Annotated in this window: 14 protein-coding genes and 4 tRNA genes; 2 read left to right on the top strand and 16 right to left on the bottom strand. The window is 57.9% G+C overall.

The annotated features are described in order from the left end of the window. Positions 1 to 169: 169 nt before the first annotated feature. The 12 genes from CKW16_RS26460 to CKW16_RS26405 all read right to left on the bottom strand — a co-directional run bounded on the left by CKW16_RS26460 (position 170) and on the right by CKW16_RS26405 (position 10,455). Positions 170 to 1,132: a type II secretion system F family protein gene (locus CKW16_RS26460; protein ID WP_095131992.1), complete on the bottom strand. Its 963-nt coding sequence runs from the start codon at positions 1,130 to 1,132 to the stop codon at positions 170 to 172. Positions 1,133 to 1,161: 29 nt separating this feature from the next. Continuing rightward, entirely contained in the window at positions 1,162 to 2,148 is a 987-nt protein-coding gene (locus tag CKW16_RS26455) for a type II secretion system F family protein (protein WP_095131990.1), read from the bottom strand. Further along, complete coding sequence (locus CKW16_RS26450; protein ID WP_095131988.1) at positions 2,145 to 3,578, bottom strand: CpaF family protein; 1,434 nt, start codon at positions 3,576 to 3,578, stop codon at positions 2,145 to 2,147. The genes CKW16_RS26455 and CKW16_RS26450 overlap by 4 nt, the downstream gene beginning before the upstream one ends. Before the next feature lie 3 nt (positions 3,579 to 3,581). Continuing rightward, on the bottom strand, positions 3,582 to 4,802 hold the full coding sequence (locus CKW16_RS26445) for an AAA family ATPase (RefSeq protein ID WP_095131986.1): 1,221 nt from the start codon (positions 4,800 to 4,802) through the stop codon (positions 3,582 to 3,584). Further along, positions 4,796 to 5,290 (bottom strand): TadE/TadG family type IV pilus assembly protein, encoded by a 495-nt coding sequence (locus tag CKW16_RS26440; protein WP_095131984.1) that lies wholly within the window; start codon positions 5,288 to 5,290, stop codon positions 4,796 to 4,798. The genes CKW16_RS26445 and CKW16_RS26440 overlap by 7 nt, the downstream gene beginning before the upstream one ends. Then, positions 5,290 to 5,769 (bottom strand): TadE/TadG family type IV pilus assembly protein, encoded by a 480-nt coding sequence (locus CKW16_RS26435; protein ID WP_095131982.1) that lies wholly within the window; start codon positions 5,767 to 5,769, stop codon positions 5,290 to 5,292. Before CKW16_RS26435 ends, CKW16_RS26440 begins: the two co-directional genes overlap by 1 nt. A gap of 8 nt (positions 5,770 to 5,777) precedes the next feature. Beyond that, positions 5,778 to 7,124, bottom strand: a complete 1,347-nt coding sequence (locus CKW16_RS26430; protein WP_095131980.1) for a TadE/TadG family type IV pilus assembly protein — start codon at positions 7,122 to 7,124, stop codon at positions 5,778 to 5,780. Between the two features lie 75 nt (positions 7,125 to 7,199). Beyond that, positions 7,200 to 8,006 carry a Flp pilus assembly protein CpaB gene (gene cpaB, locus CKW16_RS26425; protein ID WP_095131978.1) on the bottom strand — a complete coding sequence of 269 codons (807 nt, stop codon included), beginning with the start codon at positions 8,004 to 8,006 and terminating at the stop codon, positions 7,200 to 7,202. A 15-nt stretch (positions 8,007 to 8,021) separates the two neighbouring features. Continuing rightward, entirely contained in the window at positions 8,022 to 9,350 is a 1,329-nt protein-coding gene (locus CKW16_RS26420) for an AAA family ATPase (RefSeq protein WP_095131976.1), read from the bottom strand. Between the two features lie 2 nt (positions 9,351 to 9,352). After that, complete coding sequence (locus CKW16_RS26415) at positions 9,353 to 9,883, bottom strand: prepilin peptidase (protein WP_095131974.1); 531 nt, start codon at positions 9,881 to 9,883, stop codon at positions 9,353 to 9,355. Between the two features lie 27 nt (positions 9,884 to 9,910). Continuing rightward, the gene (locus tag CKW16_RS26410; protein WP_095131972.1) at positions 9,911 to 10,105 is read right to left on the bottom strand and encodes a Flp family type IVb pilin; all 195 of its coding nucleotides are present in this window, start codon (positions 10,103 to 10,105) and stop codon (positions 9,911 to 9,913) included. Positions 10,106 to 10,263: 158 nt separating this feature from the next. Then, positions 10,264 to 10,455, bottom strand: coding sequence for a Flp family type IVb pilin (locus tag CKW16_RS26405; RefSeq protein ID WP_095131970.1), 192 nt, complete (start codon positions 10,453 to 10,455; stop codon positions 10,264 to 10,266). A gap of 410 nt (positions 10,456 to 10,865) precedes the next feature. On the opposite strand from CKW16_RS26405, the gene CKW16_RS26400 reads away from it, so the two are divergent. After that, on the top strand, positions 10,866 to 11,735 hold the full coding sequence (locus tag CKW16_RS26400) for a helix-turn-helix transcriptional regulator (protein WP_095131968.1): 870 nt from the start codon (positions 10,866 to 10,868) through the stop codon (positions 11,733 to 11,735). 72 nt (positions 11,736 to 11,807) lie between these two features. Here CKW16_RS26400 and CKW16_RS26395 read toward each other — a convergent pair. From CKW16_RS26395 to CKW16_RS26380, 4 genes are all read right to left on the bottom strand, one after another. Beyond that, positions 11,808 to 11,883: transfer RNA gene (locus CKW16_RS26395), tRNA-Gly, on the bottom strand. Between the two features lie 3 nt (positions 11,884 to 11,886). Continuing rightward, a tRNA-Glu gene (locus CKW16_RS26390) sits at positions 11,887 to 11,962 on the bottom strand. A 105-nt stretch (positions 11,963 to 12,067) separates the two neighbouring features. Further along, a tRNA-Gly gene (locus tag CKW16_RS26385) sits at positions 12,068 to 12,143 on the bottom strand. Between the two features lie 2 nt (positions 12,144 to 12,145). Next, positions 12,146 to 12,221: transfer RNA gene (locus tag CKW16_RS26380), tRNA-Glu, on the bottom strand. Between the two features lie 389 nt (positions 12,222 to 12,610). Here CKW16_RS26380 and CKW16_RS26375 point away from each other — a divergent pair. Then, positions 12,611 to 13,369, top strand: coding sequence for a hypothetical protein (locus CKW16_RS26375; RefSeq protein WP_176471606.1), 759 nt, complete (start codon positions 12,611 to 12,613; stop codon positions 13,367 to 13,369). Positions 13,370 to 13,915 lie beyond the last annotated feature (546 nt).

Here is a 13,915-nt window from a genome sequence, read left to right as displayed (position 1 = left end):
GACGATCATTTGATTCAGAGGACCAGGCAACGAATTGCCTGCCAGAAAAATCAAAAGATCGTCCGAACGCGGCCCGAACCTGCGGGAAATGTGTAGATCCATGACAGGAAAGTGCAGATCAGGCTCGGGTGGCAAGGCCATCGCGCTCGACAGCCTCCGGCCGTTTACCTCACCCGAATGCTCTGAACACCCCGATCATGGCAGGGCCGATAGCGACCAGAAAGAAGCTCGGCCACAGACAGAAGATCAGTGGAAATATCAGTTTGGTGCCGATTTTCGCCCCCATCTCTTCGGCGGCCTGCGTACGCCGGTCACGGAATTCGTCGGAATAGATGCGCAGGGTATCGGCCACGCTTGTACCAAAGCGGATACTTTGCGCCAAAAGGCTGACCAGCCCTTGTACATCATCCAGACCAGTGCGCAGGGCCAGTTGTTTGAGCGCCTCGGTACTGGTAATGCCCGCGCGTATTTGCGCATTGACCAGGGCCAGTTCTTCAGCCAGTTCGACCTGACTGACCGACATCTCCTCAGCCACCCGTTCGATGGTCGCGGGCAGGGCCAGGCCCGACTCCACGCACACCACCATCAGATCCAGCGCATCCGGAAACGCGGCACGCAACCGACCTTGTCGCAACTGCTTACGCTTGGCGACATAGAGCCCTGGCACCAACCATCCGATACCGGCCACCAGGACCACCAACAGCAGCCCCATGATCAGGGAAATCCTGGGAATCATCGGCAACAGCAGCAACGCAATACCGATCAATAACAGCGGCAACATCAAGCGCACTGCCCAGTACATCTGCACCGCCGACGAGGAACGGTACCCCGCATGTATCAACAGGGTCTGGGTGGCGGACGTCTGAGCCGATTCGGCCGAGCCAAAGCGCTGGCCGACCCGCTCCAGCAACAGTTGCAGATTACCCGGAGTCTCCTGCCCTGCGGTGTTGCCTAAATGACCACGCTTGATCAGCGCCAGACGACGCTGCACCGGATCCTGAAGCCCCATCATCAGCAAAATTACGGCGACGACCACAAGCACCGTACTCAAACCGATCAAGCCGATGAACAACAGACGCGCCAGCTCCTCGTTCCCCGTGACCCGACTGAACAACCCGAGTAAAAAGTCCATGACCTGTACCTCCCGGTAGCGAATACCGCTTAAACCTGAATCCGGATGATTTTGCGTATCCAGAAAATCCCGAGCAACATGGCGCAGAACGCCCCGATGATCAGCTTATGGCCTATGGGATCATTGATCAGCACAGGCAGGTAACTGGGGCTGGTGACTACGATAGCGATCGCCAGCAAGAAGGGAATCGCCACCAGCACCCAGGCCGACATCCGCCCTTCCGCCGACAGGGTTTTGATCTTGCGCTGAAAGCGGAAGCGCCCGCGAATCAGCCGACTCAGACGCTCCAGCACCTCGGTCAGATTACCGCCTGTCTCGCGATGGATGAGGATCGAGGTCACCAGCATCATCACCGTCATGCTCGGCATCCTCTCAAGCAGACCGAGCATGGCCCGACGTACATCGTTGCCATAGTTGATATCGGCGAAGGTCAGACCGAACTCCTGAGCGACCGGCCCCTTATGCTCCTCGGCGACCAGGCGCAGGGTTTCGTTGAACGGGTGTCCAGCACGCAGGGCACGGCACATGGCATCCAGTGCATCCGGCAGGCCTTCCTCAAACGCAGCGAAGCGTTTGCCACGGTCACGAGAAATTTTCAGCAGTGGTACCCAGAACACTCCGAAGCCCGCCAGCAGCGCCATCCACCAGACTGACGAGATCATCCAGATCGAGATGCCTGCACAGGCGCCCAGGAACAGCCCGAGCAACAGCACCCGATAAGCACGATATTCATGACCGGACTGCTCGATCACCTGGGTCAGGCTCGCCATTAAGGGCAACTGCTCGAGCATGGCCTCCAGTGGTGATAAGCGCGTCAGGTATTTCTGCCGCAACACCGTCTGCATGTTGGGCTGATTGTTGGCTTTCTCCAGAACATGCAAACGGCCGCGGATGCGCTTGCGCATCTTGCCGGCCTCGCCGAACACCGGCACCACCACCCCCTGGGACAGGAGGAACACAGCGATAAACACCATGCCGAGGAACATCAGAATGAATTCACCAGGAATATGGCTCATGACTGCCGTGCCTCCATCCACTCAGGCCTGAACATCGTAAGCGGCAACTCGATACCGCGCTTGGCCAGCACATCGCGGAAGGCGGGGATCATGCCGCTGGGCCGAAAATCACCCAGTACTTCGCCGTTTTCGCCCACGCCGTGGCGCACGAAGGAGAAGATTTCGGTCATGGTGATGATCTCGCCCTCCATGCCGTTGATCTCCTGCACACTGACCAGGCGACGCTTGCCGTCCTCCTGGCGTTCCAGCTGGATTACCACTCCGATGGCCGAAGCGATCTGTTGGCGCATGGCCTTGATCGGGAAGGTCGCCCCGGTCATCGACACCATGTTCTCGATCCGCCCCAGGGCATCGCGTGCGGTGTTGGCGTGGATCGTGGTCAACGAGCCGTCGTGACCGGTGTTCATCGCTGTCAGCATGTCCAGCGCCTCGGCGCCGCGCACTTCGCCGATAACAATGCGGTCCGGACGCATCCGCAAGCTGTTGCGCACCAACTCCCGCTGGCTCACCTCGCCACGCCCCTCGATATTCGAAGGCCGGGTTTCCAGGCGTACCACGTGGGGCTGTTGCAACTGCAGTTCGGCTGAGTCTTCGATGGTAACGATCCGCTCGTTGTGCGGGATGAAACTGGACAGCACATTGAGCATGGTGGTCTTGCCGCTGCCGGTACCGCCGGAAATCAGCACGTTCAAGCGCCCACGGACAATTGCCTTGAGCAGCAGGGCAATGGCCGGGGTCAACGCCCCCACCTGGATCAGGCTGTCGGTATTGAGCAGGTCCACGGAAAAACGCCGGATCGACATGCTCGGACCGTCGATGGCCAGCGGCGGAATAATCGCGTTGACCCGCGAACCGTCCTTGAGCCGCGCATCCACCAACGGCGAAGACTCGTCGATACGCCGACCCAGGCTGGAGACGATGCGGTCAATGATGTTCAGCAAATGCTGATCATCGCGAAAGCGCACATCGGTGCGTTGCAGCTTGCCGAAGCGCTCGACATACACTGAGTCATGCCGGTTGACCAAAATGTCGGACACAGTGTGATCGGCCAGCAACGGTTCCAGAGGACCCAGGCCGAGCACCTCGTCGGTGATCTGCTTGATGATTAACTGGCGGCTGACGGTACTCACCGGTGCCGTATGCTCATCGAGCAGGCGCTGGCAAATATCGCGAATCTGCCGAGCAGCCTCGGCCTGCTCAAGGGAGTCCAGCAAGGACAGGTCCATGACCTTGAGCAACTGCTGGTAGATCTTTTCCCGCCACTCGGCCTCCACCGGGGTGACCTGGCTTCTGGTTTCGTAAAGAACGTCCGGCGCTGTACGCTCCCACGCCATTATTTCCTCTGCCGGATCCAACAGGTCGTCGCCCGGTTGGGCAGCGGCGGGTTTACCGGACTGTTTGCGCAAGCGGTTACGAAAGTCGCTGATCATGGGTCATCCCCCGAAAAAACGGTTGAAGGCACGTTTGAGCAAGCCTTTGTTGCCGGCCAGCTGTTGACCGACCAGGTCCTCGGTCATGTTGCGCAGTGCAGCAGTGATCGCTGCCCTCGGCGCATGCAGCCCCAACGGCACGCCAGTGTTCTGACTCTGGCTGACCAGATTGAAGTCGTTGGGTAACTTCGACAGATTGGTGCAACGCAGCGCCTCGCCGATATCTTTGAGGCTGACCGCTGCCGCCTTGTCATAGCGGTTGACCACTATCTGCAATTGATCCCCACGCACGCCCAGGTCTTCGCGAAGAATCCGCACCAGGGAGCTGGCATCGCGCAGATGGCTGACACTCTGTTGCACCACCACGTACACCCGATCCACCTGCTCCAGCACAGAGCCGGTGAGGTGATCGATTTGCCGCGGCAGGTCGATCACCACCCAGCCATAGCTGGCGCGGGCCAACTGCAACAGGGTGTCAAGTTGCTCGGGTTGGGTATCCTGCGGCAAACACAGCTCACCGGCCCGACCGCCCAGCACATGCAGGGTCGGGCTGAAGTGACTGCAAAAACCGCGTAACGCGACGCTGTCCATGCCGTCGATCTGGTGCAACACCTCCAGATGGCTGTGCGTCTGCGCCACATCCAGATAATGCGTCACGCTGCCAAATTGCAGGTCCATATCCAGCAACAGGGTGCTGCCACCCTTGATGCTGAGTTGCTGAGCCAGGTTGCAGGCCAGCAGGGTTCCGCCAGAGCCGCCCTTGGCGCTCATCACGGCGATCAATTTTCCTTCTGCCCCACTGCCGGTCCGAACTTCCGTGACCAGACGATTCAAGGCGGCGACCAGTTCGGTCTCGGCGATGGGCTCTGGCAGCACGTCCCGGGCACCGGCCTGCATCGCCAGGCGCATGGCTTCCTGTTCGCTCAGCAGTCCGCATACCAACATCGGCGGACGCTCATGGGCCGGGCGCTGCAACAGTGCCGACAGTTCTTCACGCCACAGGTGGCTAACGCGCAACAGCAACAGATCGGGCATCCGGTCCAGACCGTAGAGCGGGTCGACATGCCCATTGCTCACCAGGCGAGTACTCACCTCCAGGCTGGGCATGCGTTGGCAGACACCCTGCAGATCGCGCAAAGAGGTGGCATCACGGCTGCTGATCAGCAACCGGAGCCCGGTTTTGCCAGTCGAGCTGGAGACTGGAGTTTCCTTGGTATTCAGCATGGTGTGATCTCCCCGGAATCGGAATGACGCCCGAGGCTTTCGCGTGGCAACGTTGCCCTGAATGCGGGCAAGGTAATGGGCACGCGGAGCCCGGGAATAAACAGATTGAATACGAAGTTTTGCAGACTCAACCGGACATAGCGGATGGCACGAAAACCGCTGGCGCTGACCAGGTCAGCGGGGTTGGCCACCAGAGCACCATTGACGTCCAGATAGGTCAACGTCAGGTTAGTGGTAGCCAGATTGCCGATCAGATGGCTCGTACCTGCGTCGGTCGCGGCATTGAATATCGCCCGCCGCAGAACCACCGGATCGTTGATATTGCACACCGAAGCCAGGCGCGTACCACGCCGTACGGCTTCATCCAGTGCATTGACCGTGAAGTACAGGCGGCCCATTTCCAACACGCCGAACAACAGCGTGAACACCAGCAGACCAATGAAGGCGAACTCCACCGTATAGGTGCCGCGCATGCGTTTTCTGTTCATCACAGTGCCCTCATCACGGTAGTGGCGACCAGCGGAATGCTCAGCGCAATTTGATTACCAAAGAACCCCCGAATCGAGCCGACACAATTGCCACCACCAATCACCGGGCAGAACGTGTAAGTGATGGTGACCCGCACATGGTCGATACCCACTGCGGCGACGACCACGTTGCCAGTCGTCAGCCCTGACAACACAGCGGTCCCGGTGTTGGCAGGCACGCCATACACCGCAACGTTTTTCGTCTGGGTCAGTAGCGTATTGCTCAGAGCGACCTGACCAAGCGTCGAGTCCCAGGCCTGGCTAGCGACGAAACGGTCGGCATCGCGGCTGGCCTGCAGCAGCACGTTGTACTGATAGAGCATGCGGCCGAACTCACCGAAGGCCAGCAACAGCAACAGCAACACCGGCAGGACGAGGGTGAATTCCACCAGGGCCAGGCCTTGCTGGCGCTGCCGACTTTTAAATCCATGAAGTCTCATGACGCCCCCTACGAGTCAGTGCTCGGAATGCCAGTGCCGCTGCCGAGATAGGTTTTGTAGAGCTGAATGATCTGCGGCCCGGAATCGGTTGACGGCGAGGGGCCGGCCACATTGTCGCCTTCGCACTCCTTCACGAACTGTCCGAAGATCTGCGCGTCCCCACCACCGCCATCCATTGGCTGCACCACGAAATAGCAGCCAAAACCGAGGACGGGGATCGAGGTTGAACCGCCCTGCTTCCCGGTGCAGTTGCCCACCACGATTTTCATCATCCGGCGCTCGAACACCCCATTGCTCTGACAGCCACTGGCCCCTGCCACACACGCGGCAGTACTCGCACGCCAGTCGTTGTAGTCAAATATCGCGTTGCTGCCCGCGGTGAGATTGCCGTTGCTCGAGGTGACGGCTTGCCCCTTGTACTTCACTTGTGGCGGGCTGACTGAGTCGTCGTAAATGATTGCCGGATTACTGGACGTGGTCACAAGGTCCGGCGGATAGTCCGAGGCGCTGACCGGGCCGTTATAGATGCCGAATCGCGTATTCAGGCCTTGAGACGCAGGGCCGACCATGTTGCCGGGTGAGGTCTGGACATTGTCCCCCTCATTGCGGCAAACCTTGCCGCCTCCGGCCAATTCCTCCCTGACGCTACTGCCACCCGAGCCAAAATCGAGCAACTGAAAGTTGCCTGGACCAATGGGCGACGAATTGCCGGCCGCCGTCTTCAATACTTGCAAATCACCAAACTGAAAGCCCCAGAACATGCCGGCGCCCGGGTTGTATTGAGTCGGGTCGCCACAGACCATCAAAGGCGCGAGATCACAAGGACTGGTAGGGCTGGGTCCAGCGGTGGCGATCGCCGCCACCGCTTTGGCCCCCAGGCCGCCAGTGCCGAATACCTGAGCGAAGTTCCAGAAAAATCCCGTCAGGCTATAGTTCGGTACCGATACCCGAACGTACTTGGCATCCGAAGGCCCAGGAAAGGAGAAAGGTCCATAGACGGTTTTCGCCAGTTCTACCACCGCAAATGTGCCTGGGTTGCCGCCAATAGCCGTGGCCAATTCGTTGTTGCCCGTGGCATTGGCATTTTGCATCAGCGTATTGAGCGCGGCAGCCTTCGTCACGGCGTCAATGTTGGTACCACCTTCCACCTGACTCAGGGTTTTGGCGCCACTCAGGGCGGCGGCGTCCACCGCATTCTGCAGGCGCGTTTTGTTCAGCATCATATGCCCGCCGTCCAAAGCCAGCGCCGCCACCATGCCAATCACCGCCAACGCGATCACCATCAATACACTCACCGATCCTTCCTGGCGCCTTGGCGTCGCAGTGAACGGCCGTTGAATACGAAGATTCATCATCAAGCCCTCATTTGCCGATACTGATCCGGATCGGCTCCGCCAATACTTTGGTGCCCGGGCACCCCTACCGCCCTGTCAACGTTTGACCACACTGGCTTCGGTCCCGCGGATAACGGTAATAACCCCGCCACCCTCGCCACTGCTGCGCTGTACCACGCGTTTTGGTGCCGCAACGGCGGCCACAGCCATGGCCGGCACAACAGGCGCAACGGCTGCGGTTTTCTTCTCGAGGTTCAGTGGGTTACGCAGCGCCAGTTGCAACTTGCCTTCCGTCTGCGCCGTGACCAGTGCTTCCGCTTCAGAGGCCGACATCTCCAGCGTCACTGCGCGCACCACCACTGGTTGGGTCTTGTCGGTACCCGCCGTCTGATCCACCGCCAACACCCGCAAGTTCTCGAGGATGGTCCTGGACGTGGCGCTGTTACTGCCGGCATTCGTGGTTTTGGTCGCCAGTACATCGACCCGGTTACCCGGCAACAGGAATCCGCCGACACCGACCACATCGTCCACACGTACCGATATGGCGCGTTTGTCGGGGGCAATCAAAGAGGCCAGGGTGCTGCCACCCAGGTGCTCACTCAGACGCGCACCGCGCACAATGTCGCCCCGTAAAATGTCGAACGTAGCGATCTTGCCGACTGCTTTTTCGCTGGAATCGAAGGCATCGTCCGGGATCGTGTCCATGGGCATGCGTACGGTCGTGACCTGCTGGGCCTCGACCATCTGCCCGAATGGAATCTCTACCGTGGCGACCACCACGCTTCGAAGGTGGTCATCCGGGCTGGCGTTGAGACGTGCGCTCAGCCAGGAGTCGGCCATCCATGCAGCCCCAAGGCCCATGACCAGGGAGACGCCTATCAGGGAAAGAGTACGAGAGCTCATGTCAGTATCTCCGTATCAAAGAAAATTGAGCTGGACGAAGTAGTTGTGCCAGGCCCATTCCAAATCTTGCGGTGACAGTGGTCCGGAACCGCCCATATAACGCTGACGATCGAGCGCCATGTTCAGGAGATCGCGGGGATGGCAAGGCACCAGGGGCATGCCTTCACTTGCATAAAGCCTTTGCAGCACATAACGCACCAGCAGCTGGTCATAAGGCATGCCCAGGCGCTCGCTTTCCTGACGCCAGATCTTTTCGTACTCCTCGGGCTTCAGGTAACCGAACTGCAGCTTGTAGCCAATCCGGCGAAGGAAGGCCTCATCGGCCAGCTCCAGAGGATTGAGGTTGGTGGAAAACACCAGAATCAGATCGAACGGCAGTTCGCAATGCCGACCGCCGCCCAGGTTGATGAAATCGCGTTTCTCTTCCATCGGGACGATCCAGCGATTCAACAGCTCGGCGGGTGCCATGCGCTGGCGCCCCATGTCGTCGATGATGAACAGGCCATTGCTGGCCTTGAGCTGCAAGGCAGCCTGGTATTGACGGGTGGAGGGGTCATAACGAACGTCCAGCTGCTCCATGGTCAATTCACCGCCGGTAATGACGATCGGGCGTTTGCAGCACAGCAGTCGACGGTCGATCCCTTCGTTGAGCATCAGATTGTTCGTTTGACTGTTGTCATTCAGACGCTGATGCACCTGCGGGTCATAGATCTCGATCACCGACTCGTTGATGACGATGGCATGAGGCACCCAGATGGCCTCGGCAAACAGACGAATCAGCCGACTGCTGACATAGGTCTTGCCGGTACCCGCAGGGCCATAAATCATGATCGCGCGCCCGGAGTTCATCGCCACACCCAACTGATCGAGCATCCCCTCCGTGAGCACTACGCCCGCGAGGGCATTGCGCATATCGTTGGCGTTGATGCGACCATGGTGAATGGTCTGTAGTTTGAGCAGGGAACGGTAGGTACTCACCGGGAAAGGTGCCGCACCGATATAGCCGCTGCGCGACAGGGCATCGCGGGCGGCACTGCGACCGCGCTCGGTCAAGCTATAACGCAACATCTGCCCGCCCGTTTGACTCACCTGGCCAAGCACTTCGACACGACCATCCTTGCGCAGAAACGCCAGGATCTCTTCAAGTACCGCGCCGGTCAGCGCCAGGCGCTCCACCAGACGCGACATGTCCATCACGCCGGCATCAAACAAATGCTTGCACACCAACTCACCGAGAAAACTGTCGGTCAGACCCGTCTCGCGGATTGTGCATGGCTGAGGAGCCAGTCGTTGCACCGCGCCCCGATCGCAGGGGTAGGCATCACTATCGACGATGGCGTGCATGACTAACCTCCCAATCCACCGGCAACCAGTTGCCAGTAGACGCTGTTCAAAGTGCCGATCAATATTGCAATCGAATAAGGAAAAGGCTTACCAGCTACTTCATCTGAAGTCGGCGCAAAATAGGCGTGCGCTCTTAGAATCAACCAATAGCGCTCCAGGGTCTGAAGCAATTGGCCTCGAACCAGTACGATCAAAAGACCGCACACGCCACCGGCGATCAGGCTGAAAAAGGCAGCCCACAACGCGAAATGGATGGGTAGAAAACTGCCGACCATGGCCATCAACTTGACGTCACCGGCAGCCATGCCACCCAAGGCATACATCGGCAGAAACAGCCCAAAACAGATCAGGATGCCCAGCAGGCTGTCACCCAACCCGCTGACACCACCTGAATACATTTGACCGACCAATCCCAGGGCAAGTCCCAACAGGACCAGCATGTTGGGAATACGGTGGCGACGCAGATCACTCACCACCGCCACGCCCAAAAGTCCTATCAGTAAAACAGTCGATACCATCAGTTCCGTGGACATGGCGTGTCTCCCTACTGGGATTGGTCGTTAGCACGCAACGTTGCTATTGGCGGCCTTGCACAGCGATGTGATATGGGTATTCACCTCGCCTCCAAGTTTCAAGAACATTGCGGCAACAGCGACCGTAATCAGCCCACCCGCCACCGCGTACTCCACGATGGTCAGGCCGTTTTCATCTTTGACGAACTTCAGTACCGAAGCCTTGATTGTTTGCAGAGTCATTTTGTTCTCCCACTCCAGCGGTCAAACCGCTCAGAGCATACGTTGGTAGAGAAAACGCGAAGCCCATTAAGAAAGTAGTCCGGAAGCCTCATCAGCAAAATAGAAGCAACTGTCTACTTCATGGGCATCGCCATGTCAGCCAATGGAAATTACCGTTATCAGCAAGCAGCACCTTTGACCGCAGCGCACAGTCCTGTGATTTGGGTATTCACCGCGCCTCCAAGTTTCACGAACATTGCGGCGACAGCCACCGTAATCAAACCACCGGCCACCGCGTATTCCACAATGGTCAGACCATCTTCGTCTTTGGCGAACTTCACTACCGAAGCCTTGATTGTTTGCATGTTCATTTTGCCCACCTCACTCGAAAGTTGTTTTTTCTGAGGCAGTACGTTTTGCGCTGCCTGATGCAACCTTAGTAAGGGTGAAGGCATAGGCGTTAGGAGGATTTTGCACATCGCTAGGACTTTATTGCGGAGTTGCCAAATAGGGGTTATTGGCCTTTGCAGAAGTAACGGGAGGGGTAAACAAGGCATGGCAGGGCAAATGCGATTGTCATTGATTCACAAGCGATAAGCGGTTCAACCCGGGGTCATCGAAAACACACGAGCAAACAGTCGCCCGCGGCTGCTTTCCAGGCAACACATATAGCGAATAGAACTAAAACTCGCCTTTCCTATCGAGATTAAATCTGCAAAGTGATGGCACATTGACGATACTGCTTAGCGTAAAGAGTCACTAAGAATCCAAGAGTAGAGACATGACGTCCAACTTGACCAGAAGGCCAACGCTCCTATGGATCGATCTGACTCATGATCGATCCACGAAAGAACTCATCGCGCAGTTCGAGGGTACCTGCGACTGCAAACTGGCGAAAAACTCCGTGCTGCCCATCGGGGAACACGCAGACATGATCTGCATCCATTTCGATCGCCCCGATACACCAGGCTTGAGGCTGTTGCTGGAGATCAAACGCAGCGCACCGGCCATCCCAATCACCATGTTCACCGTGCAGCACTCAGAAGAACTGGCCGTCTGGGCCATGCGTTCCAGCGTCTGGGAATACATAGTGCTCCCCGTCTCGGTCACCGAGAGGAGTCGCTACCTGACGGCTGTAGTTCAGCTCTGCGAGCTGCGCCGGAATGTTACCGACCACCGCAAGACACTGCTTATCGACCACTCCCCGACCCTGCCGGACAGCATCCGGCTGACCTCCGGGCACCAAAAACATCAGGCACTGAGCAATATCATGCTGTACATCGAGCAGCACTTTCGGGACAGCATTGATCAGAGGGATTTGGCGCAGCGCTGCGGCATGACGACATTTCGCTTCAGCCGCCTGTTCAAGGAAGCCAATGGACTTGGCTTCACGGATTACATCTTGAACAAGCGCATGGACTTCGCCAAAGAACTACTCGACAACAGCCAGATGCCTATTACCAGCATCGGCTATGAGGCCGGCTTCAAGGATCCTTCCTACTTCGCTCGTGCCTTCAAGCAGTTCGCAAACTGCACGCCCAGCGAATACCGCTTGGCACGCCAACTCAGAGCGACTGCAGCTGCGCAAATGGTGCACGATGAAAAAACCACTGAAGCGCTCGAAAGCCTGGTGCAAAGCCTCAGCGGTTGATGCTGTTTTGTTGATGCTGTTTTATACGCGCACACAAAAACGCCGCTCATTGAGCGGCGTTTTTGTTAAATATGGAGCGGGAAACGAGACTCGAACTCGCGACCCCGACCTTGGCAAGGTCGTGCTCTACCAACTGAGCTATTCCCGCAAATGGCGTCCCCTAGGGGACTCGAACCCCTGTTACCGCCGTGAAAGGGCGGTGTCCTAGGCCACTAGACGAAGGGGACACGCTAACTGAAACACATGGTGTGTATTTCAGTGCCCAAATCCGCATCCGAAGATGCTGGTTCTGGTTTCACTCAGCGCTGCCCGAAAGCAACACCGTTTAAAATTGGAGCGGGAAACGAGACTCGAACTCGCGACCCCGACCTTGGCAAGGTCGTGCTCTACCAACTGAGCTATTCCCGCATTGGCGTCCCCTAGGGGACTCGAACCCCTGTTACCGCCGTGAAAGGGCGGTGTCCTAGGCCACTAGACGAAGGGGACACACGTACAACATTCACTCCCTACCGCGTTTCGCTGTGTGCTTTACGCTGTAAGTGGCGCGCATTCTATGGATGGATTGAGGGGGCGTCAACCCCCAGATATAAATTTATTTAAATCAATGACTTCGCCCTGCTTTGAGACACTAATCCGGCCTTTCCGTCGCCCGGGGTTTGACGCCTATATTCTGACACCCGCCAAGACGTTATAGTCCACCCACGCCAAAGATGATGGCAATGTGCACCACGCTATTACTTATATAAGCAGGAACGCGGCCGATACAGGCAGTGCAGTAGCCGATTCAACTCGCTGAGCGGCGCTATGCGTCCCAATGCCAAGCCACTACACTCGCACGCGAACCCCATAAAGAGGTCTTACCGGTGACACCACTCATGATCACCCTGCTAGTCGTAGCCGGGATCGCACTATTGATCGCCATTGGCTACATGAACCATGTGGTGGAAAACAATAAGCTGGAAAAGGCCCGCGCCAAGGTTGAACTCAACGATCGTCTGCGTCGTTGCGGCGAAATCACCGAGACCTTTCCCGGCCAATTGATGACTCCGGGCCTCAAGCTGCTGTTGACCCGTCTGGAATTGAACGTCTGCCAACGCCTGCTCAATCTGGAAAAAACCAGCTCCAATCTCAAGGCACGGATTGGCGAACTGAGCGCCTTGGTCGGCCAAGGCGAATCGATCCCGGTCAACAACCCGCCGGCACCGATCCAGACCGAAGCCAAAGCCAAGGACGTACGTTTCCTGCTCGAAGCCCTGCACGGCCAAATCACCCGCGCCGCACAGGACGGCTTCCTGCCAACCAACGAAGCCAAACGCTGGATCCGCGAAGTTCGCCACATCCTGGTCCTGCTGCACATCGAATTCTTCAACAACCTCGGCCAACACGCCCTGCAACAGAACCAGCCCGGCCAGGCCCGCCTGGCGTTCGAACGCGGCGTGCAATACCTGCGCAAACAGCAGGAACCCCAGGTCTACGCCGAACAGCTGGAATACCTGGAAAAACTCCTGGCTCGCGCCAACGCACAAGTCATGGACAACATCGCCCCGGTAGAAGGCGAAGTGAACCAACTGACCGTAGGCCTCAAAGACGTCGAGGCCGATGCGGACTGGAAGAAAAAAGTGATCTACGACTGATCACAAAAAAACAGAAAGCCGCCTAAACAGGTGGCTTTTTTTTGCGTTGAGTTTGGCGTGTACACCCAGGAAAGATAGGCCGGCTGTCAGGCCGCCATCGCGAGCAAGCTTTGCTCCTACAGAGTCAAAAGCAGAGCGGCATACACCGCACCGCCCCTCACCACTCAACAGGCCGAGCGTTAGCTCGCCGGCAGCTTGTGATCTTGATCCACCCGCCCCTTCGGGGGGCTGAGTGGAGGTGTTCATCTGGGGGGAAGGCGCGCAGCGCCGTTCGACGCAGTCGAACACATCGAGAGGAGGTCGAAGCGAAGCCGACCGGAGGCGATGCCCCCAGATGAATGCCGGAACGAAGGAACGCCGAGCCTAAGCGAGGGGCCGGACGCTCGGGGGCGTGACCTTTTGGTTCCTTTTGGGGCGTTCGGTACGTGTCAAGGTACCTGTCGCCTTGCTCCTACAGTTGTTAGCCCGTTGCGCCCCTAATTTCAGGGCGTTCCGGGTTTAAATACACCGCATCTGCGAGCTTCCAGTTCCGTGTCCGAGTACTCC

The sequence above is a fragment of the Pseudomonas sp. Irchel s3h14 genome (assembly GCF_900187425.1).
Classification (GTDB): domain Bacteria; phylum Pseudomonadota; class Gammaproteobacteria; order Pseudomonadales; family Pseudomonadaceae; genus Aquipseudomonas.
The sequence above is the reverse complement of the archived record's forward strand: the minus strand, read 5'-3'. Positions and strand labels throughout refer to the sequence as shown.

What these genes read in the sequence shown, in the direction of transcription:
- CKW16_RS26405 (WP_095131970.1), bottom strand. Translation starts at nt 10,455, where the DNA reads ATGAACATGCAAACAATCAAGGCTTCGGTAGTGAAGTTCGCCAAAGAC.
- CKW16_RS26415 (WP_095131974.1), bottom strand. Translation starts at nt 9,883, where the DNA reads ATGTCCACGGAACTGATGGTATCGACTGTTTTACTGATAGGACTTTTG.
- CKW16_RS26375 (WP_176471606.1), top strand. Translation starts at nt 12,611, where the DNA reads ATGATCACCCTGCTAGTCGTAGCCGGGATCGCACTATTGATCGCCATT.
- CKW16_RS26460 (WP_095131992.1), bottom strand. Translation starts at nt 1,132, where the DNA reads ATGGACTTTTTACTCGGGTTGTTCAGTCGGGTCACGGGGAACGAGGAG.
- cpaB (WP_095131978.1), bottom strand. Translation starts at nt 8,006, where the DNA reads ATGAGCTCTCGTACTCTTTCCCTGATAGGCGTCTCCCTGGTCATGGGC.
- CKW16_RS26445 (WP_095131986.1), bottom strand. Translation starts at nt 4,802, where the DNA reads ATGCTGAATACCAAGGAAACTCCAGTCTCCAGCTCGACTGGCAAAACC.
- CKW16_RS26440 (WP_095131984.1), bottom strand. Translation starts at nt 5,290, where the DNA reads ATGAACAGAAAACGCATGCGCGGCACCTATACGGTGGAGTTCGCCTTC.
- CKW16_RS26455 (WP_095131990.1), bottom strand. Translation starts at nt 2,148, where the DNA reads ATGAGCCATATTCCTGGTGAATTCATTCTGATGTTCCTCGGCATGGTG.
- CKW16_RS26430 (WP_095131980.1), bottom strand. Translation starts at nt 7,124, where the DNA reads ATGATGAATCTTCGTATTCAACGGCCGTTCACTGCGACGCCAAGGCGC.
- CKW16_RS26420 (WP_095131976.1), bottom strand. Translation starts at nt 9,350, where the DNA reads ATGCACGCCATCGTCGATAGTGATGCCTACCCCTGCGATCGGGGCGCG.
- CKW16_RS26450 (WP_095131988.1), bottom strand. Translation starts at nt 3,578, where the DNA reads ATGATCAGCGACTTTCGTAACCGCTTGCGCAAACAGTCCGGTAAACCC.
- CKW16_RS26400 (WP_095131968.1), top strand. Translation starts at nt 10,866, where the DNA reads ATGACGTCCAACTTGACCAGAAGGCCAACGCTCCTATGGATCGATCTG.
- CKW16_RS26435 (WP_095131982.1), bottom strand. Translation starts at nt 5,769, where the DNA reads ATGAGACTTCATGGATTTAAAAGTCGGCAGCGCCAGCAAGGCCTGGCC.
- CKW16_RS26410 (WP_095131972.1), bottom strand. Translation starts at nt 10,105, where the DNA reads ATGACTCTGCAAACAATCAAGGCTTCGGTACTGAAGTTCGTCAAAGAT.